This window comes from Pantoea sp. R13S299 (assembly GCF_048515925.1).
Taxonomy (GTDB): Bacteria; Pseudomonadota; Gammaproteobacteria; order Enterobacterales; family Enterobacteriaceae; genus Pantoea.
Window position 1 is genome coordinate 392,139 of the sequence record NZ_JBLYEF010000001.1, and the last position, 23,643, is coordinate 415,781.

Below are 23,643 nucleotides of genomic sequence, written 5' to 3' on the forward strand. Positions count from 1 at the left end.
TAGAAAAAAAGAGCGTTATTGCCGTTCATAAAGAGAACATCTAGCCGTAGTCGTTAATAAGGGGTTTTGGGTAAGAGCTTTTGTTCAGACAGTCAATTAAATGACGTTAATCACCCTGGGCTGATTGGGACAGATACTCGTGTCAGATGTGTGCCAACGAAGGGAGTTGCCGCATGGGAGTCATGCACGTATATAATTGCAGTAAATGACTGCAGGTTTTAAGGATGAAAGGTAACGCACCATGATAGTTAATGAATCAGAGCTGTTGAAGTCGGGCTTTACTGATGCTGATTTGAAAAAAATCAAAAATAATCTTGAAAGCTACGGTGGCACGCTGGATGAGGCTGTCGTGGATTTGAAGAACAGATTCAGAGTACTGTTATGGATCGTTTCAGCCTGCACGCTCGTATTTATATTACTTCTCTGTTTCTCAACTAAGCCATACGTTTTAGGCGGTGGCCTGTCTCTACTTATCGGGATAATCATAGTGACGTTTATTCAACCGCCAGTGCTGGCCTGGAAGTCATGGCGCTACTGGCGGTTGAAAAAAGACTTAGCGTGATTGCTCGTTAACACTGAGTAAATCGAAAATCACTTTAGCCTGAACACCCCAGCCAACTATTTTCATGGTCAGCTTCGGACGGCTCAGGGTGTCAACTTCACGGAAGTAATCACGGGGCATCCATCTGAATAGCCGCCATGCGCCAGGTTTTTTCGCCAGCCCCCAAATGCTGTAAACACTGGCAGTAAGCGTGACCGTATTATAAAAAGCCAGCCCTGACTCTGCTTTAAATCCCATAAATTCTGCAGCCTGCATTGCACCATCGGCAAACATGCCTTCTGTTTGTACGTCAGACAAGTTGGTAATGAGTTCTTTGGACAGGCCATTAAGTCCGTCCACAACGAGAACGGCACCAGCCAATACGCCGACAGGTGTCATTGTCGAGATCATCAAAGCACCGCCGACAACAGCAAAACCTGAAAGCACGACATGAACAGCTGAAATCATGTAACCCACAATTCTATTGTTTTCACGCACAAACTCTACTTTAGCGTAGAGTTTTGCTGTCTTGTTGCGCAGTAGTCGTCCCTGCTCTTCAAGGTTCTCAATCTCAGACCTGAGGTTTTTGACGCACGCCAGGCATTCTTCATCAGACTTAGCCTGTCGGGCAGCAGCGAACTGCTTGTCAATAACCGATTTTATTTCCTGTACAAACTGTATCCGGGTAAGCCCATCCTTGAGATGGAACGCTGACAGCCTATTGGCTATGTTGATCAGCTTTCTGGCTTCAAGGTTGACCATTGTTCAACCCAGGCTTTATTCCTGCCACCTGAGCGCATCATTTCAAGCAATGCTGCGTCCATTTTTTGTCTCCCTGTACATTACATCATCAATAATACTCGCTGATTGCTGGCTGTAAACAGCGGCAGGCTGTGCTCAATCGTTTATCGGCAGGGGGTAATAATAAGTAGCAGGCGACGCTTCAAACAATCGGCAGGATGCGCTCATACATTGCGTCAGCTCAAATAAATATAAATGGTTAAAGGTGTCATAAAGTCGGCCAGTACAGAAATACTACTATGCCCGTGCAGAGATTCAGCTAAAGTTCTGGCCGCTCATCTGCGCTAAAAAAAATCCGCAGCTCACCCGCGCACCGAACAGGATCAGTACTCTCATGAAGCGGCGCAGATTGCTGAAGCGCTGGGCGCAGATAAGGTGCAGATATGGTGCCGAAAAGCATCGTCAATGGGGCGGATTATCTGCAACCGATGCGTCCGGAGCGGCGCTTTGATCAACGTACCGCCGAAGTGACGCGATGCCGGTTTTGTCAATATAACGGCCATTATATGTGCTGAATGATGTCGCAGGAGTCGCGTATTATGTTGAGGCGGATATAAGACGCAGCTTACCTTTACAGCCGTTAGCGTTGAGTTCGTTAAAATGGTATTGTGAGGTGATGAAAAGTTAATAAAGTCGTTATTGAAAATGAAAGTCGATTCATTCAAAGATCTTATAAAGAAAGCCGCGTTAAACCTTTTCAAAGAGAAGGGGCTGAACAATGTCTCAACGCGGGATCTGAATGCCCGACTTAATATTTCCCGAAGCCATATGTATCATTATTACAGTAACTGGGATGAGCTTAAGCTCGACGCTATAAAAAAGATGCTGGATGATGATGTTAATGATTATTTTCTAAAGAAAAAAGAGAGTGACACAGGAAAAGTATCAGAAGAACTATTGTTTTTCTTAGATTATCTTCTGCCAGATGCTCCCTCTTCGCATTGGATTCTCTATCTTGAAATATGGCCTCTTTCAGCACGGGATCAGCGCTATGCTGAGCTTATTCACGCCAACCTGATGCAGTGGAATGAAATCGTTGAAGATATCATAACGCGTGGTATCGAAGCCGGAGAATTTACCTCTGCAAATAGTCAGGTTTCAGCCCGACAAATTGCGGCTGTGCTTGATGGTTATTCAAGCATGATTATACTTGATTATTCTGTTGAAAAACGCGCTCTATTTCTTGAAGAGATTTTTAATTTTTCTCTTCAGTTGGTGAGATAAAGATGAGCACAGGCGTTTATGCTTTACCCGTGCTCATTGATGACTGACGTCCAGATATTTCAGTAGTTTTATCATTTTGCGCTCAGCGGGTATATATCCTGGCTGGCTGGCATCGATCCAGCTTTCGTCTGCTTCAGGATGAGGTCCGGTGAGTACCACTTTACCTTTTCCATAGGTATAGGCCGCCATGGCAACATCGCCGTTGCTATACCAGGAGATAGGGGTAAATCCTTTACTGGCGGAACTGTTATTCAGATAAGGACCATCCTGATAATAAGCTGATTCTTTCTTTCCTCCCCACAGTATTGTTAGCGTGTAATCGCCCTCATCAGTGGCTTCTGCGCCCGGTCTTCCTGCTTCTGTATCAAGAGGTGCGTCAATCAGACCTATCCAGTCTTTGTCAGCAAGATAAGCGCCCATACAGAGGCCAATAAACCCTTTACCAGAGCGAACAAAATTCCGGATGGCTTCAGCCCCCTCATCGCCTATAGCATCATAAGCCGCAGGAATATCCTGTCCGCCTCCTGGCTGAATATAAATATCGAATTTTTTCAGGTTGTCGCTGCTTATTTTTAGTTTTTCATTTTCGCCAATGTAACGGATAGAAAGGTTTAATCCTGTTTTTTTAAGCGATTTAACAACCATCTCCGAACAGCCTTCGCAACCCGCTTCTCCTCTGTAAACCGCGATGTTGACAGGGTTTGTTTCGGCAGCATAGGTTGCTGGCGAATACGCTGCCGGGAATGCCATTAATGCTGAGGTAAAGACAAAAGCGCTCAGGTAGCTTCTGCAACGGAATTTATCAGACTTCATCAGGCATTCCTTAATGTTAGACAGCAAAAATAAAAAGACAGTGAAAATAATCTGATAGTAAAAACTGTAAATTAGAGCAGTTGCCCTAATTTACAGTTGGAGCTAAAGGTGTCAAGTTTTAATTTATTCGCAGGAAATTGATTTACCTTTCATTGAGATTAGTAGTGCTGTTAAGCAGGGGAAACCCTGCCGGATATCATAAAAAACGGTCATGTATCGCGAGTGACACTGATTTTTAACGGAATATTTTCTTATTGCCTGAAAAACAAAGATAAAAGGTCCCAGGATGCCGCTCAGAATGACTATTTAGTGAGTGATGACACCCAATGCGTCTTCCGCCATCAGGTTAATAGCGCCGCCGAATGTGCAAAAGTTTAATGTTGGGAGCCATTACGCAGGAAGTCTATGTGCGTGCGGATGAGCTTTTTTTATCTTTGCCAGAAGGGGACAGAAACCTGCAGGGTCTGTTTTTTGCTCAAATAATCTCAGGACCGCTATCTCTCATGACGTTAAAATCGAGCATTACCTGCTCTTACAACCTTTCCCCTCTGTATCCCCCCACACTTTGAGACTATTACCCTTGTCTCAGAGTGCGGCAGCCAGGATCCTGCTCTATTCTCGGGGAAAATGGATTCCTCCAGGCTTTGTCGAGGCACTATGACGTACAAATCCCTGATTGCTGAAGTCCACAATCAGCAGCGCACACTGACCGCCATTGTCGAGCAGGATGAGCGCACCGCCTATTTTTACATCTGGCCCACCGATCTGTTCCGCAGTCAGTATGCGGTGCGCGGCTGCTGGCTTCGCAACCTGCTGCCTGCGCCGGCACAGGAAGATCGCGAGGCGATGGAGCAGGGCATAGCGCCGCTGCTCAGCGCAGAGTATTGCCGTAATCTGGAAGCGGAGCCCGCGCTGGACCCGGCCGGTCTGCAGGTGCTGTGGGAGCCGAGCGATGATGGTGCGGCGCTGTGGTATTACGGCCAGCTGCTGGCAGTCATTCCCGGCTGGAGTCTCTATCAGGAGAAGCAGGTGAGCTTCTCTGCGGGCTGCATCAAAAAGAACCGGCTGACGGCTCCGCTGGGATCGGCATCGACCAATGACTACTATGCCCGTGCGGAGCATCAGCGACAGTTCTGGCGCGAATGGCACGACGGCAGCGAGTGGGACAAGGTGCAGCAGGACCTGATGGCCTGCTATCAGGCGCGCTTTGGCGAGTCGGTGAAATATTACGCGATTGATCAGGGCAGCTGGCCGCCGATGGCGATCTCGCAACACTGGCATCAGGGCGTCTGGTACTTCCTGACGCTCGGCATGAGTATCCGGCCCATGCCGCAGGTCGATTATCTGTTCGATGAGCTGGCACCGCAGTATCGCCGTATCGAACTGGGCATGGCGGTTGACGGTGAAGTCATGACCGAAAGCAATGCGGTGCAGATGGCCAGCGCACTGGCAGAGTTCGTGCATCTGCCGTGGGCGCGGCTGACCTGGCTGGGCGAGGGCCATACGCTGGCGTCGGAAGTCGCCCCCGTCGGTTTTGAAAGCTTCCTGCTGGCGAATGAACTGGCACCTGCACCCGCGCAGTTCACGTTGCCGAAACGCGATGGCGATCGCCCGACGCTGCTCTGGACCACGCCGATCACCGAAGCGGAGCGGCAGTTCGCGCAGGCGGATGAGCATGGCGGCCAGAAGTTACGGGAATTGTTAACGGCAGATGGCAACGATCACGTTTTCCGTCCGCGCCAGCAGGTGGTTGAATCAGAGGAGTAGGCCAGTCATCACGCGCCTCTTCACCCGCTCCCCGGCGTCTGCCGGGGACGTGATAGTCCCGCAGTGAAATTAAATTTTTACAGAAATCATACATTTCTCAAATATGTGATCCCGCCTATCTCAAGTTCCCCTGAAGCGAGCCGTTAACCCGAATAAGGCAATCGCGCCGTACCTGGTTCTGGGGAACAAAGATGTTTAAAACAACACAATCCCGCTTTACCGCAACAATGATCGCATTCTTTGTTGCGCTTTTACTCGTTACAGTTTGGGTTATTAATCAGTTCGTCGCGCCACAGCTCGTCGACAGCGAAAGCCGTCTGGTTCGCTATCAGGTCGATTCACTCGCCTCCGGCATCGTTGAACAGATGAACCGCGTGCAGGCACAGCAGCGTGCGATTACCGAAGCCGCCTCTGTCATGGACAGCGCGACTATCGACACCCTGTTACCGACGCTGGTAAACCAGTATCAGGACAGCAACGTGTTTGGTGGTGGTATCTGGCCACTGCCTAACCGTCGTGATCCGGCCAAAGAAAAAGACAGCAGCTTCTTTGCCCGTAACGCGAGCAATGAACTGCAGGTCAACACCTACTGGAACTCCGACGCCGCCGACAAATACTGGGAGCAACCCTGGTACAAAGATGGCCTGGCTGCTGCGAAAGGGCAGTGTGCCTGGGCAAAAGCCTATCAGGATGCTGCCAGCCCGCAGCCGCGTACCAACTGCGCCATGGCTATCTATCGCAACGGCTCAGCCTGGGGTGTTGCCACCATCGACGTAACGCTCGGATTCTTTAACCAGCTGGCGAAGCAGATGGGTGAAACCATTCATGGCAACGTGCTGATTGTTGAAGCCGACGGCAAAGTCGTAGGCAACGGCGCGCTGGTGAATGCTGCTCCGAAGCTGGAAAACCTGGCTGACGTACAGATGCCGATGGCGGCACCGCTGAAATCGTTGCTGAACGGCGTGGGCAATCAGCCGCTGCAAACCACCTATGACAGCAGCGAAGGCGAGCAGACACTCTTCGTGCAGGCCATTCCTGGCAGCCCGTGGTATCTCGCCAGCAGCCTGCCAACCAGCCTGCTGAAAGCGCAGTCGCACAACATGCTGACCCGCCTGGGTCTGGTGCAGATCCCACTGGCGGTCATCCTGCTGCTGGTGTCGCTGGGCTTTGTCCGCGCCATGATGAAACGTCTTAACGTGCTGAACAGCAACATCGAAGCGCTCTCGACCGGCGGTGCGGATCTGACTCAGCGTCTGCCAGCCAGCAACAGCCCGGAATTCAACGCCGTCGCGCAGAGCTTTAACCAGTTCATCAGCTATCTGCAGGGTCTGCTTCAGCAGGTGGGAGATAGCGCGCTGGCGATTACTGCCGCGTCGCGGGAAATTGCCAGCGGCAACGCCAATCTCTCCTCCCGTACTGAAGATCAGGCCAGCTCGATTGTTGAAACGGCCGCGTCGATGGAACAGCTGACCGGCACCGTGCGTCAGAACGCCGACAACGCGACTCACGCTAACCAGCTGGCGGGCGACGCCTCTCAGGTGGCTGCGCGTGGCACCGAAGTGGTCCGCCAGGTCGTCACTACGATGGGTGAGATTCATCACTCGTCCCGCAAAGTGGTCGATATCATCAGCGTGATCGACAGCATCGCATTCCAGACTAATATCCTGGCGCTGAACGCCGCGGTAGAAGCTGCACGTGCCGGTGAACAGGGTCGCGGTTTTGCGGTGGTGGCATCGGAAGTGCGCAACCTGGCGCAGCGTTCAGCCAACTCCGCGCGTGAAATTAAAAAGTTAATCGAAGAGTCAGTGGCGAACATCGATACCGGCAGCGCACTCGTTGAGCAGGCGGGTCAGACCATGGATGAGCTGATGAAGGGCGTGAGCAGTGTCACGACCCTGATGAGCGAAATCATGTCAGCCAGCCGTGAGCAGAGCATGGGCATCGAACAGGTCAACGTGGCGATTACCCAGCTGGATGGCACCACACAGCAGAACGCCGTGCTGGTGGAGCAGGTTTCCGCTGCCGCGCAGGCGATGGAATCGCAGAGCACCCAGCTTGAGCGTGTTGTTCAGAGCTTCCGACTGTAATCCTCCTTCAGGCCAGCCTTGCTGGCCTGATTTCCTCTCAGCTTCATCCGCTTATCTCCGCCCGCCACGGCTAAAAAATCCTCGCTGATCCGCCCAAACTGCTCATTCTGTGCCAGAATAGTTGGGAATAATCTCAAGGAAACGCCATGTCTGCTATTGAAGTTATCCTCGTTGACCACCTCGATCGTCCCACCGGCAAAATGGAAAAGCTGGAAGTGCATGAAAAAGGATTACTGCACCGCGCGGTGACGGTCTACGTCTTCAATTCCCGGCAGGAGCTGTTACTGCAGCGGCGCGCCAGCGATAAATATCACTGTGGTGGTTTGTGGAGTAATACCTGCTGTGGTCATCCTTATCCTCATGAATCGACCCGCGACGCCGCCGAGCGCCGTCTGCGTGAAGAGATGGGGATGGAAGTGGCGCTGACGCCGGTATTTGAACTGAGCTACAACCTGAAGCTGAGCAATGGCCTGACCGAGCATGAATATGGTCACGTCTTCTTTGCCGTCTGCGACACCCTGCCGCAGCTTAATCCGCAGGAAGCCGATGCCTGGGATTATCGCCCGATGGCGCTGATCGAAGAGCAGATGCAGCAGCAGCCACAGCAGTTCACCCCGTGGTTTTTGCACACCTTCCCGCGCATCCCGGACTATCTGGAGCAGTTCCCTTTCCCGGCCGTTACGGCATAAAAAAACCGCACTGAGGTGCGGTTTTCCTGCGCTCTATCCACGCCCTCACCGCTGTTTAATGCGGCAGCTCAAAATCCTCCGCATCCACGTCATATCCCGACGGTTCCCAGCGGATTGCCAGCAGCGCCAGCAGACCCGCAAGCGGAGCCAGGAAGATCACCCAGAACACGCCGGTGCCCAGTGCCGCGACCAGCACCGGGAACAGAAACAGCGACACGGTCGAACTGCCGCGCATCAGCGTCTGATTGAAGCCAACACCCACGCCGCGCAGCGAAGTCGGGTAGCTTAATGAAGCAAACGTCATGGTGTGCGAACCCGGCCCGAATCCCTGACCAAACAGGAACCGCGCCAGCATGCCGATCGCCAGCGCGGCTTCCTGACCGCCTTCCGGGCGACCAACCAGCGCCAGCCCGAGCAGCGCCACACACTGACAGCCATAACCCGCCACCGACATCTTCCACGCCCCCAGACGCGGCACCAGACGCACTGCCAGAATCCCGCCAACAAAGGCGAACAGCAGATTCAGCGCCAGCGACACCAGGATGGTGGTGAGCATCGACTGAGCAAAGAAGCTGGAGATAATCACCGGCAGACCAAACGCCACCGCGTTATAGGCAAACGACGAGGCGATAGAGGTAATGGTCGCCAGCAGCGTCCGACGGCGATAGACGCCCTGCAGCAGCGCACCATAGTTACGCCAGCTCGCTTTGCGCACCGGCGTGGCAGCGGTCAACCCGGCGTCGGGAGCCACCTGAGCGTTGATATTCCACGCACTGCGTAAAATCGCGGCAGCGCCTTTCAGGTCGCCCTGATTCGCCGCCCACACCGGGGATTCACTCATATAACGGCTGCGGATGGCGATAATGACAATCGCCGGAACGGCACCGAAACCAAGGATCAGCCGCCAGAGCCAGTCGGTGTGGCTTTCCGGCAACACCGCATAGAGCAGCAGCACCAGCAGATAGGAGATGCTGATCGCCGCGTACCAGGTCGGGCACCACATCGCCACGCTGGCCGCCTTATTACCCTTGCCGCGCAGCTTTGAAAATTCGGCCAGAAACGCCATCGCCACCGGCAGATCGATCCCGACACCCAGTCCCATCACAAAACGCGCGCCAGCCAGCACATACTCATTGGGCGCAAACGCACAGGCGATAGCTGCCACCACGAAAAAGAACATATCGGCCATGAAGACCCGATAACGGCCAATTTTGTCGGTGAGATAGCCGCCGATCAGCGCGCCGATAATCGCCCCGAAGGTAATTGCCGAGGCGACCATGCCGGTGCCGGTCGGGGTGAGACTAAATTCGCGCGTGATATCTTTGATGCCAAACGCCAGCGCGCCCAGGTCGTAAGCGTCGAGGAACACGCCGCCCAGCGCAATCGCCACCACAATACGGGCATTGTTACGGGCACTGTCGCCGCTGTTCACTAATCGTGAGACGTCAGCTGCGCTGCGAATCCACTGCGTTTCGCCACCGGGCGAACTCCCTGCTGTTGCCACATGGGCGGAAGAGGTCAGGTCGGACATGATGTTGTGCGTCTTTTATTATAAAAACAGATTTTCGAGAATAGCCGTTTAGACGCCCAGACGTAAATTCATTTCAGTTATAGATAATAATTTTCTAATCTCACATCGTTATCAATTTGCGATAAAGTCAGCTGCATCACCGCTGCGCCAGGCTACGCTTTTAAGGCAGATTATTTGCGCTGCCCATTCTGCCAGTCTCCCTCTCAGCGGCAGGAGCGCAGCCTGAACGACGCCACGCGAACACATCACGCACTAACGAACCACAAAAACATCACGCGATAATGCGATAAGGAAAAGGCCATGGTCAGAATTCGGGGTTGGATGGGAGTCAGCGCGTTGCTGCTCAGCATGGGGATGGCACACGCGGCAGATCCGGTGCGGGTCGGCTCTAAAATTGATACCGAAGGATCGCTGCTTGGCAATGTGATTCTTCAGGTGCTGGAAAAGCATGGGGTAAAAACCGTCAATAAAATCCAGCTCGGCACGACCCAGGTGGTGCGCGGTGCCATTACAGCGGGCGAACTCGACATCTACCCGGAATACACCGGCAACGGCGCATTCTTCTTCAACGATGAGAAAGACAGCGCCTGGAAGAATGCCACCGCAGGCTACGAAAAGGTGAAAAAGCTGGATGCGGAGAAAAACCATCTGGTGTGGCTGACACCGGCGCCGGCCAACAACACCTGGACCATCGCCGTACGCAAAGATCTGGCTGAGAAGAATCAGCTCACCTCGCTGGCCGATCTCAGCGCCTTTCTGAAAAAAGGCGGCACCTTCAAACTGGCGGCGTCAGCTGAATTTATTGAACGCAGCGATGCCTTACCGGCCTTTGAAAAAGCGTATGGTTTTGACCTCAAGCAGGATCAGCTGCTGTCGCTGGCGGGCGGAGATACCGCTGTCACCATCAGCGCGGCGGCTCAGCAGACCTCCGGCGTGAATGCGGCGATGGCTTACGGCACCGATGGTCCGGTAGCGGCATTGGGTCTGCAGACGCTCAGCGATCCTAAAGGCGTTCAGCCGATTTATGCGCCGACGCCAGTGATCCGCGAATCGGTCCTCAAAGCCTATCCACAGATTGCCGACTGGCTGAAGCCGGTGTTCAGCGCGCTGGATGAGAAGACGCTGCAACAGCTCAACGCCAAAATCGCGGTCGATGGTCAGGATGCCAGCAGCGTAGCGACTGAGTGGCTGCAGCAGAAAAAGCTGCTGTAACCGATGCAGATATCGCGGGAAGCGATACGCCGTCCGGTTCAGCAGCCGGTGGCGTTACTGCTGCTGACGCTGCTGAGTCTGGCGCTGGTGGCATTGCCATTTCTTAACTTCGCCCCGAACCGGCTGGTGGCGGGCGAACCGCTGATGGGCTGGCAGATCAGCCGTTTCGGACTGCTGTTGCTGCCGCTGGCGACGCTTTGGCTGCTGTTGTGGCGCTCGCCTGGGCGCAGCTCGCTGGTTGTCGCGCTGCTGGCAGCCGAACTGCTACTGGCCGCGATCCTCTGGCTCAGCGGTCATCAGGCTACTTTGCTCAGCCAGCAGGGCAGCCGTCTGGCGCGCACCAGCTTTGCCAGCGGCCTGTGGTGCAGCGGCGCGCTGATCCTGCTGCTGATCACCGATCAGGTGCGGCAACTCACTTCCCATCGGCTGGGCCAGCTGCTGCTCAATCTGCAAGTCTGGCTGTTGCCGCTATTGCTGTTGTTCAGTGGCCAGCTCAGCGATCTCTCCCTGCTGAAAGAGTATGCCAACCGCCATGCGGTATTTGATGCGGCGCTGAGCCGTCATCTGACATTGCTGGCGGGCACTGTGCTGCCTGCGCTGATCATTGCGCTGCCGCTGGGCGTCACGCTGTTCCGGCGGCCTGGCTGGCAGGGTGGCGTGTTTGGCGTGCTGAATGTGATACAGACGGTGCCGTCGGTGGCGCTGTTTGGCTTGCTGATTGCGCCGCTGGCCGGACTGGCTCAGCAATTTCCGTGGCTGGGCGACTGGGGCATCAGCGGCATTGGTATGGCACCGGCGCTGATCGCCCTGGTGCTTTACGCCCTGTTGCCGCTGGTGCGCAGCGTGGTCGTGGGTTTACAACAGGTGCCGCAGGAGGTGCGCGAAAGCGCGCGCGGTACGGGCATGAGCGGCTGGCAGCAGTTTATTGCGGTGGATGTGCCGCTGGCTTTGCCGGTCTGGCTGGCGGGCCTGCGCGTGGTCGTGGTGCAGACGCTGGGCATGGCGGTGGTCGCGGCGCTGATTGGCGCGGGCGGCTTTGGCGCGATTATTTTCCAGGGACTGTTGAGCAGTGCGCTGGATTTGGTGTTGCTGGGCGTCATCCCGGTGATTGCGCTGGCGGTCGTCATCGATGCGCTGTTCCGCCTGCTGATCTCACTGCTGGAGAGAAAAGATGATTGAGTTTGATGGCGTTTCCCGCGCCTTTAACGGCAAAGCCGCCGTGAAAGATCTGTCCCTGCAGGTGGCAAAAGGGGAGTTCTGCGTGCTGCTCGGCACCTCCGGTTCCGGCAAATCGACCACCCTGAAGATGATCAACCGGCTGGTGGAGTTTGATAGCGGTGAGATTCGCTTTGCCGGTGAGTCGATTCGCCAGCTTGATGCCCGCACGCTGCGGCGACGCATGGGTTATGCCATCCAGTCAATTGGCCTGTTTCCGCACTGGACGGTGCGGAAGAATATCGCCACGGTGCCGGTGCTGCTGGGCTGGCCCAGGGCACAGGTTGATGAACGCATCGCGGCGCTGCTGGCGCTGCTCAATCTCGACGCGCAATTGCTGAATCGCTATCCGCATCAGCTCTCCGGCGGGCAGCAGCAGCGGGTGGGTGTTGCGCGGGCGCTGGCGGCGGACCCGGAAGTGTTGCTGATGGACGAGCCATTTGGCGCGCTCGACCCGGTGACGCGCGGCGTGCTGCAGCAGGAGATGCTGCGTATTCATCGACTTTCGGGCCGCACCATCGTGCTGGTGACCCATGACATCGACGAAGCGCTGACGCTGGCGGATCGCATCGTGCTGATGGACAACGGTGAGATTGTTCAGCAGGGCAGGCCAGTGGAGCTGCTGACCCAGCCAAAAAACGATTTTGTGCGCGACTTCTTTGGCCGCAGTGAAATGGGCGTCCGGTTGCTGGCGCTGGAACAGGTCGGGAATGCGGTGCGGCGTGGCGAGTGGCTGGCGGGCGAACCGATTGCCGCTGCCCTGACGCTGCGGGATGCCCTGTCGCAGTTCATTGCGCGGCGCACCGATAAACTGCCGGTCATCGACGATCAGCAACAGCCGCTGGGCGTGCTCCACTTTGGCGACCTGCTGCAACTGCGCGAGGCGTCAACATGCGCAGGCTGAAGGATCCGCTGCTGTGGCTGGTGCTGTTCTACGGTGCGCTGCTGACGCTAATGCCGTACAGCGGGCCGCTGTTTCACCGCTGGTTTCCGGACCTGGCGCGGCCACTCTATCAGCAGGAGAGCTTCTGGCAGCTGACGCTGGCGCATCTGTTTCTGGTGGTCACCGCCAGCCTGCTGGCGATCGTGATTGGCATCGGCAGTGGCGTGCTGGTGACGCGGCGGGCGGGGCGGGCCTTCCGGCCGCTGATGGAAACCATTGTGGCAGCGGGGCAGACAATTCCGCCGGTTGCGGTGCTGGCGATTGCGGTGCCGGTCATGGGGTTTGGTGCCTGGCCTGCGGTGGTGGCGCTACTGCTCTATGGGTTGCTGCCGATTTTACAGGGTACGCTGGCGGGCATTGATAGCGTACCGGCGAGCAGTCGGGAGATCGCCATCGGAGTCGGCATGAGCAGCTGGCAACGGTTATGGCAGGTTGAGCTGGCGCTTGCAGCACCGGTGATTATCGCCGGGATACGCACCTCGGTGATTATCAACATCGGCACGGCGGCCATCGCCTCAACGGTTGGCGCGAAAAGTCTGGGATCGCCGGTGATTATCGGCTTAAGCGGCTTTAATACAGCCTATGTGATTCAGGGAGCACTGCTGGTGGCGCTGCTGGCGATAGTCAGCGATCGCCTGTTTGAGCGCCTTCAGCGCGGGTTCAGCGTGAGTGAACGATCATAGAGTATCCGACCAGCATCAGACCGCTGGTGCCGCCGGCCGCCATAATAAAAAACAGCGTGGCGAAAAAGGCTTTTTTGACATTCATGGTGAAAACCTGAGCTCGTTAACAGTGAGGCGGGGATAATAGCGCGCGCAAGGCAGAAGGCAAAGTGCCCGGCGTGCGTTTTTGTTATCAGCCGGGTTCATGCAACCGCACGGCATAACCCTGTTCCTGCCAGTGTGACAGCTGTTCCTGCTGGCGAAGGGTCAGTTTTTTACCGGTAAAGACAAACATATTCATGCCAGGGAAGAGTTCAGGACGCGGCAGATCCAGCGGTTCAGCCAGTACATCAATTCGCCAGCCATGTTGCGACAGACGCCAGCCTTCCAGCCAGATGCGGGTTCGATCGTCGATACCCCAGCCAATAATCAGCGCATCTTTGCCTGATTTTTTCCGACTGCCGGTCAGGCAGAAGGCGACATAGTCGATCAGCAAGCCATCGAGCAGACTGCACATCGTGCGGGCGGTGTTCTGGTCCAGACTGAGCTTCTGGCGCACCGGCATGAAAACGTGATCAATCAATGCATCAATCGGATGTTCGCGACCAATCGCGGCAATTTTATTACGAAGTTTAGACGGTCTGACGTGACGCAGTACGCTGATCAGCTCATCCTGCAGGGTGGTCCAGCCGTCATGGGCATCCACATCGCCACCTTCCAGCAATGCTTTAACTTTACCGACCGGCACGCCGCTTTCAATCCAGCGCATGATCTCTTCAATACGCTGAACATCTTCTTCGTCAAACTGACGATGTCCGCCTTCGGTGCGTTGCGGCTTCAGTAAGCCATAACGACGCTGCCAGGCGCGCAGGGTGACTGGGTTTATGCCACAGCGCTCGGCGACATCACCGATACTGTATAAGGTCATAAATTCCTCTTTCGATTAGTCTGAATGCAATTACCATAACGAAGCAGACTAAGTTGTACAATACATTTCTCAATGTACAACTTGACTGATACGCCCTTTCTCAGCTATATCTCATTTAAGAGAATATTTCCCATATATGAGAAAATGCAATGTCGGAGTTGAATACTGAGCAACGACTGGCGGTGAGGCTGGCAGAATTACGCCTGCAACGCGGCTGGTCACTGGATGAACTTTCTGTCGCTACCGGCATCAGCCGCGCGTCATTATCGCGTATTGAGCGAAGCGAGACCAGCCCTACTGCTGCACTGCTTAACCGCCTCTGTGCGGCCTACGGATTAACGATGTCGCGCCTGCTGAGTGAAGTGGAGGAGGAGTCCAGTCTGCTGGTCACAGAGCAGCAGCAGCCGGTGTGGCAGGATGAGGCCAGCGGATTTATCCGCCGCAATATTTCACCACCCGCACTTCATTTTAGATGCGAACTGGTTGAGGGCAAGTTACGCCCTGGTGCGCGTATCGATTACGATGCGCCACCCATTCATGGACTGGAGCAGCATATCTGGCTGTGCGAGGGTGGACTCACCATCACGATGGGGTCTCAGGCGTGGACGTTGCAGCCAGGCGACTGCTTACGTTTTCATCTGATCGGAAAATCGGCTTTTGAGGCGCACCTGACCGACGGCGCGCGCTATTTACTGGTGGTGGCGAAACCATGATTGAGTACGCAACACTCAGCGCGACACAGGCGCAACAGCATCTGGGCGAACTGACCCACGTTCTGCAGGGTTGTGTGGCAGACGGGGCCAGCATTGGTTTTATTGATGCTGAAGACATTGAGGTGATGACACTATTCTGGCAGCAGTGGATCGCCAGCATCACCGGCGGCGACAGCGAATTACTGGTCGCGCGTCAGCAGGGGCGCATCGTGGCGACGGTCATTATCAATCGCAGCGTCATGCCCAACGGCCGCCACCGGGCGGAGATCAGCAAGCTGCTGGTGCATCCGCAGGCGCGCCGTCAGGGCATCGCCCGTGAACTGATGCAGCGTGCTGAGCAGCGGGCGCACGAGCAGGGCAAAACCCTGCTGGTGCTGGATACGCGCAGCGGCGATGTCGCCAGCGATCTCTACCTTTCGCTGGGCTGGCAGGTGGCGGGATCGATCCCGTTTTATGCCGAATCCACCGCCGGCGTACTGGATGCCACCACCGTGATGTACAAAGTGCTGACGTAAATCACCGCCGCCGGACACTGACTGAAATTTACGATGGCGCACGAAAAATTCGGCGTGAAAGCTGACGCCGCCGGGATACTGTGTAAAAATACAGGTCAGTTTTTCGGTGTGGTAAAGCAAATCATGGCCCTGACAGCCGCAGTAAAAAGCCAGATAGCGCAATGGTATAAAGCGCTTCAGGAGCAGGTGCCTGATTTCATCCCGCGTGCGCCGCAGCGCCAGATGATTGCCGAAGTGGCAAAATGTCTGGCGGGCGACGATTCGCGCCATCTGGCGGTTGAAGCACCGACCGGCGTGGGCAAAACCCTCTCTTATCTGATCCCGGGCATCGCGGCCAGCCGCGCCCAGGAAAAGCAGCTGGTGATCAGCACCGCCAACGTGGCGCTGCAGGATCAAATCTTCACCAAAGATCTGCCGCTGCTGAAGAAAATCATCCCCGATCTCACTTTTACCGCTGCCTTTGGCCGCGGGCGCTATGTCTGTCCGCGCAATCTGGCGGCGATGGCGGCCGACGCCGATCAGCAGGGCGATCTGCTGCTCTATCTCGACGATGACGCGGTCAGCAGCACCAAAGAAGAACAGACGCAGTGTGGCCGCTTACAGAAATCGCTGGATCGCTACCAGTGGGATGGCCTGCGCGATCACAGCGAGGAGAACGTCAGCGACAGCCTGTGGCAGCGCCTTTCTACCGACAAAGCGAGCTGCCTCGGCTCGCACTGTCACTGGTATCGTGAATGCCCGTTCTTTGTGGCGCGACGCGAAATAGAACAGGTGGATGTGGTGGTCGCGAACCATGCGCTGGTGATGGCGGCGATGGAAAACGAGTCGGTCCTGCCACCGGCTAAAAACCTGATGCTGGTGCTCGATGAAGGGCATCATCTGCCGGAAGTGGCTCGCGATGCGCTGGAGATGAGCGCCGACATCACGCCAGGGTGGAGCAGCCTGCAACTCGACCTGTTTATCAAGCTGGTTGAGAGCATCATGACGCAGATGCGGCCAAAATCGCCGCCGCCGCTGGCTAATCCCGAGCGACTGAAGGCGCACTGCGATGAGCTGCGTGAACTGCTGAACATCACTGCGCAGGCGCTGAATCCGCTGCTGCCGCCGCATAACCAGCCGGGAGAATTTCGCTTTGTGCTCGGTGCGCTGCCGCAGGAGCTGCTGGAACTCTGTGCCCGGCTGTTCAAACTCAGCGACGCGCTGCGCGGCCTGAGCGAAGGCCTGATTAATGCGCTTAGCGAGCAGACCGGCAAAGTCGATCTGGTGCGTCTGCATCGCAATCTGCTACAGCTCAATCGCCAGTTTGGCTGGTTCGAATCGGTCAGCAAGCTGTGGCGGCTGGCAGCAATGGAAAAAGCCTCTGGCGCGCCTGTGTCGAAGTGGATCACCCGCGAGCTGCGTGAAGGTCAGGCGCATCTGCTTTTCCACTGCGCCGGGATCCGCGTCAGCGATCAGCTGGAGAAGATGCTGTGGCGCAAAATCCCGCATGTGGTGGTGACCTCCGCCACGCTGCGATCGCTCAACAGCTTCAATCGTCTGCAGGAGATGTCGGGACTCAGCGAGAAAGCAGGCGACCGTTTTGTGGCGCTCGACTCGCCGTTTAACCACGTGGAGCAGGGCAAGCTGGTGATCCCGCAGATGCGCTTCGAGCCGCTGATGACGCATGAAGCGGAGCACATCGCCGAGATGGCCGGTTTCTTCCGCCAGCAAATGGCGGAGAAAAAGCATAAAGGCGTGCTGGTGCTGTTTGCCAGCAACCGGGCGATGCAGCAGTTTGTCGCCTGTCTGCCCGACCTGCGGCTCTCCATGCTGGTGCAGGGCGATCAGCCGCGCAGCCGCCTGGTGGACCTGCATCGTCAGCGCGTCACTAAAGGGGAAACCAGCGTGCTGATTGGCCTGCAGTCCTTTGCTGAGGGGCTGGACCTGAAAGGCGATCTGCTGAGTCAGGTGCATATTCATAAAATCGCTTTTCCCCCGGTAGACAGTCCGGTAATTTTGACCGAAGGCGAGTGGCTGAAAAGCCTGAAGCGCTATCCGTTTGAGGTGCAGAGTTTACCCAGCGCCTCATTCACCCTGATTCAACAGGTCGGACGCCTGATTCGCAGCCATCAATGTTATGGCGAAATCGTGATTTATGACCGCCGTCTGCTGAGCAAATCTTACGGCAGCCGGTTATTAGCCGCGTTGCCGATCTTCCCGATTGAGCAGCCCGAAACGCCAGAGCCGGAAGCGATACCGGCCGCTGTGGTGCCCAAAAACACGGTGCGTAAACGACGTCCCACGCGGCGCTGAGCCGCGCACTTAACCGGAAGCGAGTGATGGAACTGAATAAAATCATTAAAGAGATTGGTCGCGGTAAAAATCATGCCCGCGACATCGATTTTGATACGGCGGTGGCGCTCTATGGCGCGATGCTGGCGGGCGAAGTGCAGGACCTGGAGCTGGGCGGCATCCTGATTGCGCTGCGTATCAAAGGCGAAGGCGAAGAAGAGATGCGCGGCTTTTATCAGGCGATGCAGGCGCAGATGATGCAACTGCGTGCGCCAGAAAACCGGCCGATGCCGGTGGTGATCCCCAGCTACAATGGTGCACGCCGCCAGGGCAATCTGACGCCGTTGCTGGCGCTGCTGCTGGTGAAACTCGGCTTCCCGGTGCTGGTGCACGGCGTCAGCGACGATGCGACGCGCATCACCAGTGAAGCCGTGTTTGCCGCGCTGGGCATTGTGCCTGTTACGACCGCTGAGGCGGCGCAGGCGAAACTCGATCAGGGCGAGCTGGCCTTTGTCACTATCGATCACCTCTGTCCGCCGATGGCGAAACAGCTGTCGCTGCGCTGGCGGATGGGCGTCCGTAATAGCGCACACACGCTGGCAAAACTGGCAACGCCGTTTGCAGAGCGTGCGGCGCTGCGGCTGTCGAGCGTGTCGCATCCGGAGTATGTGCCGCGCGTCGCGAAATTCTTCAGTGACATCGATGCGCCAGCCATATTGCTCAATGGCACCGAAGGGGAAGTCTATGCCAATCCGCAGCGCTGCCCGGCAATCAGCATGATTCAGGGCGCAGGTGCAGAAGCGGAAGTGTGGGTGGAGCGTCAGCCCGAAGTGGCGGTTGAACTGCCGGCAGACAAGACGGCAGAGGCGACTGCGCGCTGGATTGAAGAGGTGCTGAATCAGCAGCGTCCGGTGCCTGCGTCACTGCGACTGCAGCTCGCCTGCTGCCTGCGCGCCAGCGGCCAGTGCGACTCGCTGGCGGCGGCAGAGCAGCAGATCCTCGCCGCCGGTTACTGACTCAGGCGGCTGGCAGCGCCTGTTCAACCAGGTTCTGCCAGAAACGGATGCCAATCGGCAGCAACGCGTCGTTGAAGTCATAGCGGGCGTTGTGCAGCGGCGCGGAGGGCGTTTCACCATCTGCGCCCAGCCAGAAGTAAGCGCCAGGGCAGGCTTCCATCATGCAGGCAAAATCTTCTGATGCCATTGATGGATTGACCTGCCAGTGAACCTGTTCTGCCCCCAGCGTTGCCAGCGCCACGTCGCGCACCTGCTCAGCCGGGGCCGCATGGTTAGCCGTAACCGGATAGCCCGGCAGCCAGTCAATCTCACCGCTGACGCCAAACGGACGCGGCAGGGTCGCCACAAACTCATCAATCAGCCCACGCACTTTTTCGCGCACGCAGGTCTGCAGACATCGCACCGTACCGCGCAACACAATCTGTTCCGGGATGACGTTGATCGCTTCACCACCGTGAATCTGTGTCACGCTGACCACCGCTGAAGCCAGCGGCGAGAGCCGACGAGACGGAATGGTCTGCAGTGCCAGAATCAGCTCGGCGGCCACCACCATCGGATCGGCACCGCTTTCCGGCATCGCCGCGTGGCAGCTTTTGCCGTGCAGCGTAATTTCAAACGAATCCAGCGACGCCATCATCGCGCCAGGGTTAACCGCCAGTGAGCCCAGCGGCAGTCCCGGCCAGTTGTGCATGGCGTAAATCGCATCCATCGGGAAGCGCTGGAACAATCCCTCTTCCACCATTTTGCGCGCACCGCCCAGATTCTCCTCGGCAGGCTGAAAAATGAAATGCACCGTGCCGCTGAACTCGCGCGTGGCGGCCAGCTGTCGGGCGGCGGCCAGCAGAATGGCGCTGTGACCATCATGTCCGCAGGCGTGCATCACGCCAGGCGTCGCGGAGCGCCATTCGGCGTCACCTTTCTCCGTAATCGGCAGCGCATCCATATCCGCACGCAGGCCGATAACAGGACCGGGACCGTTTTCCAGCGTGCCGATAACCCCGGTGCCCGCCAGACCACGAAACACCTGCAATCCCGCCCGCGCTAACTCTTCCGCGATAAACTGGCTGGTTTGCTGTTCCTGATAACCTAATTCGGGCTGGCGATGAAAATCACGGCGCCAGCGCAGGGCATCTTCAAGCAGGGCAGGGGAAAGGGTCATGCAGAGTCGCGCTCCATACAGAATGAGAAGATTTCACTTTAGTGATCGGGTGGCGCGGCGTCTATCGCCGTCAGGACTAAATAGAGCTATAGGCTAAATCAAAATGGAATAAGTAATAAGGAAGTGATTTCAGAAGGGGCTGAGAATGGAAAAGCGGAGCGAGCCGAAGCTCGCCCCGTTGAGTGGTTTATTTCTGCATCGGCAGGTTCAGGCCATGCTCTGCCGCGCAATGCTGCGCCAGCTCATAACCTGCATCGGCGTGACGCATCACACCGGTGGCCGGGTCATTCCATAATACCCGGCTCAGACGCGCATCGGCCTCTTTGCTGCCGTCACAGACAATCACCACGCCCGAGTGCTGCGAGAAGCCCATGCCGACACCGCCGCCATGATGCAGGCTGACCCAGGTCGCGCCACCTGCCGTATTCAGCAGTGCGTTGAGCAGCGGCCAGTCAGAAACCGCATCCGAGCCATCTTTCATCGCTTCGGTCTCACGGTTTGGTGAGGCGACTGAACCACAGTCAAGATGGTCACGGCCAATGACTACCGGCGCTTTCAGCTCGCCGTTTCGCACCATTTCGTTGAATGCCAGACCGGCAAGATGTCGCTCACCCAGTCCCAGCCAGCAGATACGTGCCGGCAGGCCCTGGAAGGCGATGCGCTCCTGCGCCATATCAAGCCAGCGATGCAGCGTTTTATGGTGCGGGAACAGCTCTTTAAGTTTGGCGTCGGTCTTGTAGATATCTTCCGGGTCGCCTGACAGCGCCACCCAGCGGAACGGGCCTTTGCCTTCGCAGAACAGCGGACGAATATAGGCCGGTACAAACCCAGGGAAGTCAAAAGCGTTGCTGACACCCTCATCCAGCGCGACCTGACGGATGTTATTGCCGTAATCCACGGTCGGGATGCCCATATGGCAGAAGTCGAGCATCGCCTGGACGTGAACCGCCATAGAAGCCCGCGCCGCTTTCTCCACCGCTTTCGGCTGTGAAACGCGCTCCTGCTGCCAGCGCGCCAGATCCCAGCCAATCGGCAGATAACCATTAATCGGGTCGTGTGCCGAGGTCTGATCGGTCACGATGTCCGGTTTCGGCCCGCCCGCCTGGGCGCGTTTCACCAGCTCCGGCAGGATCTCAGCGGCATTGCCCAGCAGCCCGACCGAAATCGCTTTCTTCGCGGCGGTGGCTTCGCTGATGATTGCCAGCGCTTCGTCCAGCGTGGTGGCTTTGTAGTCGACGTAGCGGGTACGCAGACGGAAATCGATGCGCGACTCCTGGCACTCAATTGCCAGCACACAGGCACCAGCCAGCACGCCCGCCAGCGGTTGCGCGCCGCCCATGCCGCCCAACCCGGCGGTGAGGATCCAGCGTCCGCTGAGGTCGTTGTTATAGTGCTGACGGCCCGCTTCCACGAAGGTTTCGTAGGTGCCCTGCACGATGCCCTGCGCGCCGATGTAGATCCAGGAACCGGCGGTCATCTGGCCGTACATCATCAGGCCCGCTTTATCCAGCTCATGGAAGTGATCCCAGGTCGCCCAGTGCGGCACCAGGTTGGAGTTTGCCAGCAGGACGCGTGGCGCATCCGCGTGGGTGCGGAAGATGCCGACCGGCTTGCCGCTCTGGATCAGCAGCGTTTCATCCGGCTGAAGCGCCCGCAGTGAACGCAGGATCTGCTCGAAGCACTCCCAGTTACGCGCCGCTTTACCGATGCCGCCGTAAACCACCAGATCTTCCGGTCGCTCGGCAACATCGGGATCGAGGTTGTTCTGAATCATGCGGTAAGCCGCTTCAATCAGCCAGTTGGCGCAGTGCAGCGTAGTGCCATGCGGCGCACGAATTTCACGTGCCACAGCCTGAGAAAGAGTTTCGCTCATGAAAGATTCCTTAATTCAAGAAGTTGGGCGCATGCTTGGCAGCAGCGCGGTCAATGCCTGAGGCCAGTCAGCGCGACTTGCCCACTGACGCATGGCCTGGATATCGGGTGCCAGCAGACGATCCTCCTCAAGGAAGGCGACCTGCTCACGAATGGTGTCGATGGCCTGCTCAATCAGTGCGGAGCTTTTCAGCGGCCGGTTGAATTCAATCCCCTGCGCGGCGGCCATCGCTTCGATACCGACCACGGCGGCGCTGTTAAAGCACATGCTGCCGAGACGGCGGGCGGCGTAGGTCGCCATCGAGACGTGATCCTCCTGGTTTGCGGAGGTCGGCAGACTGTCCACGCTGCCCGGATGAGCCAGCGATTTGTTCTCAGAGGCCAGCGCAGCGGCGGTGACCTGGGCAATCATAAAGCCGGAGTTCACGCCGCCGTCGCGCACCAGGAAGGGCGGCAGACCGGAGAGGCCGCTATCCAGCAGCAGCGCCATGCGCCGCTCAGAGATGGCGCCGACTTCGGCAATCGCCAGCGCCAGAATGTCAGCGGCAAAGGCCACCGGCTCGGCGTGGAAGTTGCCGCCGGAGATCACATCACCACTGTCGCTGAACACCAGCGGGTTGTCCGAGGCGGCGTTCGCTTCGATTTCCAGAATCCGCGCCGCGTGGCTGAAGTTGTCCAGGCAGGCACCCATCACCTGCGGCACGCAGCGGATGGAGTAGGGGTCCTGCACGCGGCCGCAATGGGTATGCGACTGCAGAATTTCACTGCCCTCAATCAGGCTGCTGACGGCGGCGGCCACCGCAATCTGTCCCTGCTGGCCGCGTGCCTTATGGATACGGGCGTCGAATGGTTTCAGCGAGCCTTTGATCGCCTCCAGCGACAGCGCACCGGCCATCAGACCGGCGGCAAACAGGTTTTCACCTTCAAACAGGCCACGCAGCGCCAGCGCCGTCGAAACCTGGGTGCCGTTGAGCAGCGCCAGTCCCTCTTTCGGGCCGAGCACAAACGGCGACAGGCCGACACTTGCCAGACCTTCTGTTGCCGGGATCAATTCGCCATTGAGCCGAACCTGACCTTCGCCCAGCAGCATCAGCGACATGTGCGCCAGCGGCGCGAGATCGCCGGAAGCGCCGACCGATCCTTTTTCCGGGATGCAGGGCATTACGCCCGCGTTGAACAGCGCGAGTAGCGCCTCAACCAGTTCGATACGCACGCCAGAGTGACCGCGCGCCAGGCTGATAATTTTGGTCGCGACCACCAGACGGGTGACATTGTCGGGCAGCAGATCGCCCAGTCCGACGCTGTGTGACAGCACCAGATTACGCTGCAGATCCGCCAGCCGACTGGCCGGGATTTGCGTCTGCGCCAGCTTGCCGAAGCCGGTATTAATGCCATACACCACGTTGCCGGAGGCGACAATCGCATCCACGGTCTGCTGGGCTGCCGCAATCGCCTGATGTGCACTCTCATCAAGGCTCAGCGTGACGTTACCCTGATAGATAGCGCGTAATGTGGCGAGGTCCACCTCGCCTGGCACCAGGCGCAATGCCTGAAACGAACCTGACATAGTCTACTCCTGTCTATACAAGTGTGCTGGCGTGGCTAAGCTGCTTTCCTTGCCCTGACCAGCGGAATAATTCGAGTGAAACATAAGCGTTAATTCTTGTCTATGCTTGTCTATACA

General features: G+C 57.0%; 19 protein-coding genes and 1 pseudogene. 13 read left to right on the forward strand and 7 right to left on the reverse strand.

What is annotated here, in order from left to right:
• Positions 1–241: 241 nt before the first annotated feature.
• Positions 242–562 carry a hypothetical protein gene (locus ACN1CO_RS01955; protein WP_419137261.1) on the forward strand — a complete coding sequence of 107 codons (321 nt, stop codon included), beginning with the start codon at positions 242–244 and terminating at the stop codon, positions 560–562.
• Here the strand turns inward: ACN1CO_RS01955 and ACN1CO_RS01960 are convergent.
• Positions 554–1,365: pseudogene (locus tag ACN1CO_RS01960) on the reverse strand (DUF4225 domain-containing protein). The gene ACN1CO_RS01955 and the pseudogene ACN1CO_RS01960 overlap by 9 nt on opposite strands.
• Positions 1,366–1,987: 622 nt before the next feature.
• On the opposite strand from ACN1CO_RS01960, the gene ACN1CO_RS01965 reads away from it, so the two are divergent.
• Positions 1,988–2,566, forward strand: coding sequence for a TetR/AcrR family transcriptional regulator (locus tag ACN1CO_RS01965; RefSeq protein ID WP_419138952.1), 579 nt, complete (start codon positions 1,988–1,990; stop codon positions 2,564–2,566).
• A gap of 33 nt (positions 2,567–2,599) precedes the next feature.
• Here ACN1CO_RS01965 and ACN1CO_RS01970 read toward each other — a convergent pair whose 3' ends face one another.
• On the reverse strand, positions 2,600–3,379 hold the full coding sequence (locus tag ACN1CO_RS01970) for a BPL-N domain-containing protein (protein WP_419137263.1): 780 nt from the start codon (positions 3,377–3,379) through the stop codon (positions 2,600–2,602).
• A 657-nt stretch (positions 3,380–4,036) separates the two neighbouring features.
• Between ACN1CO_RS01970 and ACN1CO_RS01975 the strand changes: the two genes are divergently transcribed.
• The 3 genes from ACN1CO_RS01975 (at position 4,037) to idi (ending at position 7,922) form a co-directional block, all read left to right on the forward strand.
• On the forward strand, positions 4,037–5,146 hold the full coding sequence (locus ACN1CO_RS01975; protein ID WP_419137265.1) for a suppressor of fused domain protein: 1,110 nt from the start codon (positions 4,037–4,039) through the stop codon (positions 5,144–5,146).
• 191 nt (positions 5,147–5,337) lie between these two features.
• Positions 5,338–7,233 (forward strand): methyl-accepting chemotaxis protein, encoded by a 1,896-nt coding sequence (locus ACN1CO_RS01980; protein WP_419137267.1) that lies wholly within the window; start codon positions 5,338–5,340, stop codon positions 7,231–7,233.
• 146 nt (positions 7,234–7,379) lie between these two features.
• Positions 7,380–7,922, forward strand: a complete 543-nt coding sequence (gene idi / locus ACN1CO_RS01985; RefSeq protein ID WP_419137269.1) for an isopentenyl-diphosphate Delta-isomerase — start codon at positions 7,380–7,382, stop codon at positions 7,920–7,922.
• A 55-nt stretch (positions 7,923–7,977) separates the two neighbouring features.
• Here idi and ACN1CO_RS01990 read toward each other — a convergent pair whose 3' ends face one another.
• A complete protein-coding gene (locus ACN1CO_RS01990; protein ID WP_419137271.1) occupies positions 7,978–9,453 on the reverse strand; it encodes an MFS transporter in 1,476 nt (491 codons plus the stop codon).
• 300 nt (positions 9,454–9,753) lie between these two features.
• Here ACN1CO_RS01990 and ACN1CO_RS01995 point away from each other — a divergent pair, with 300 nt between their 5' ends.
• Genes ACN1CO_RS01995 through ACN1CO_RS02010 form a run of 4 tightly spaced genes read left to right on the forward strand, consistent with a single transcriptional unit; the run spans position 9,754 to position 13,506 of the window.
• On the forward strand, positions 9,754–10,665 hold the full coding sequence (locus ACN1CO_RS01995) for an ABC transporter substrate-binding protein (protein ID WP_419137273.1): 912 nt from the start codon (positions 9,754–9,756) through the stop codon (positions 10,663–10,665).
• A gap of 3 nt (positions 10,666–10,668) precedes the next feature.
• On the forward strand, positions 10,669–11,844 hold the full coding sequence (locus tag ACN1CO_RS02000; protein WP_419137274.1) for an ABC transporter permease: 1,176 nt from the start codon (positions 10,669–10,671) through the stop codon (positions 11,842–11,844).
• The gene (locus tag ACN1CO_RS02005; protein WP_419137276.1) at positions 11,837–12,784 is read left to right on the forward strand and encodes an ABC transporter ATP-binding protein; all 948 of its coding nucleotides are present in this window, start codon (positions 11,837–11,839) and stop codon (positions 12,782–12,784) included. Before ACN1CO_RS02000 ends, ACN1CO_RS02005 begins: the two co-directional genes overlap by 8 nt.
• A complete protein-coding gene (locus ACN1CO_RS02010) occupies positions 12,772–13,506 on the forward strand; it encodes an ABC transporter permease (RefSeq protein ID WP_419137278.1) in 735 nt (244 codons plus the stop codon). The genes ACN1CO_RS02005 and ACN1CO_RS02010 overlap by 13 nt, the downstream gene beginning before the upstream one ends.
• A gap of 172 nt (positions 13,507–13,678) precedes the next feature.
• Here the strand turns inward: ACN1CO_RS02010 and ACN1CO_RS02015 are convergent, their stop codons facing one another.
• The gene (locus ACN1CO_RS02015; RefSeq protein ID WP_419137280.1) at positions 13,679–14,413 is read right to left on the reverse strand and encodes a MerR family transcriptional regulator; all 735 of its coding nucleotides are present in this window, start codon (positions 14,411–14,413) and stop codon (positions 13,679–13,681) included.
• A 149-nt stretch (positions 14,414–14,562) separates the two neighbouring features.
• Here ACN1CO_RS02015 and ACN1CO_RS02020 point away from each other — a divergent pair, with 149 nt between their 5' ends.
• The 4 genes from ACN1CO_RS02020 (at position 14,563) to ybiB (ending at position 18,928) form a co-directional block, all read left to right on the forward strand.
• On the forward strand, positions 14,563–15,126 hold the full coding sequence (locus ACN1CO_RS02020) for a helix-turn-helix domain-containing protein (protein ID WP_419137282.1): 564 nt from the start codon (positions 14,563–14,565) through the stop codon (positions 15,124–15,126).
• The gene (locus tag ACN1CO_RS02025; RefSeq protein ID WP_419137284.1) at positions 15,123–15,641 is read left to right on the forward strand and encodes an N-acetyltransferase family protein; all 519 of its coding nucleotides are present in this window, start codon (positions 15,123–15,125) and stop codon (positions 15,639–15,641) included. The genes ACN1CO_RS02020 and ACN1CO_RS02025 overlap by 4 nt, the downstream gene beginning before the upstream one ends.
• A 123-nt stretch (positions 15,642–15,764) precedes the next feature.
• A complete protein-coding gene (gene dinG, locus ACN1CO_RS02030; protein ID WP_419138953.1) occupies positions 15,765–17,933 on the forward strand; it encodes an ATP-dependent DNA helicase DinG in 2,169 nt (722 codons plus the stop codon).
• A gap of 26 nt (positions 17,934–17,959) precedes the next feature.
• On the forward strand, positions 17,960–18,928 hold the full coding sequence (ybiB, locus tag ACN1CO_RS02035) for a DNA-binding protein YbiB (RefSeq protein WP_419137286.1): 969 nt from the start codon (positions 17,960–17,962) through the stop codon (positions 18,926–18,928).
• A 1-nt stretch (position 18,929) separates the two neighbouring features.
• Here ybiB and ACN1CO_RS02040 read toward each other — a convergent pair whose 3' ends face one another.
• The 3 genes from ACN1CO_RS02040 to hutH form a co-directional block, all read right to left on the reverse strand.
• On the reverse strand, positions 18,930–20,087 hold the full coding sequence (locus ACN1CO_RS02040; RefSeq protein ID WP_419137288.1) for a M20 aminoacylase family protein: 1,158 nt from the start codon (positions 20,085–20,087) through the stop codon (positions 18,930–18,932).
• A 187-nt stretch (positions 20,088–20,274) separates the two neighbouring features.
• On the reverse strand, positions 20,275–21,960 hold the full coding sequence (hutU, locus tag ACN1CO_RS02045; RefSeq protein WP_419137290.1) for a urocanate hydratase: 1,686 nt from the start codon (positions 21,958–21,960) through the stop codon (positions 20,275–20,277).
• A 15-nt stretch (positions 21,961–21,975) separates the two neighbouring features.
• The gene (gene hutH / locus ACN1CO_RS02050) at positions 21,976–23,526 is read right to left on the reverse strand and encodes a histidine ammonia-lyase (RefSeq protein ID WP_419137291.1); all 1,551 of its coding nucleotides are present in this window, start codon (positions 23,524–23,526) and stop codon (positions 21,976–21,978) included.
• Between the last annotated feature and the right edge of the window lie 117 nt (positions 23,527–23,643).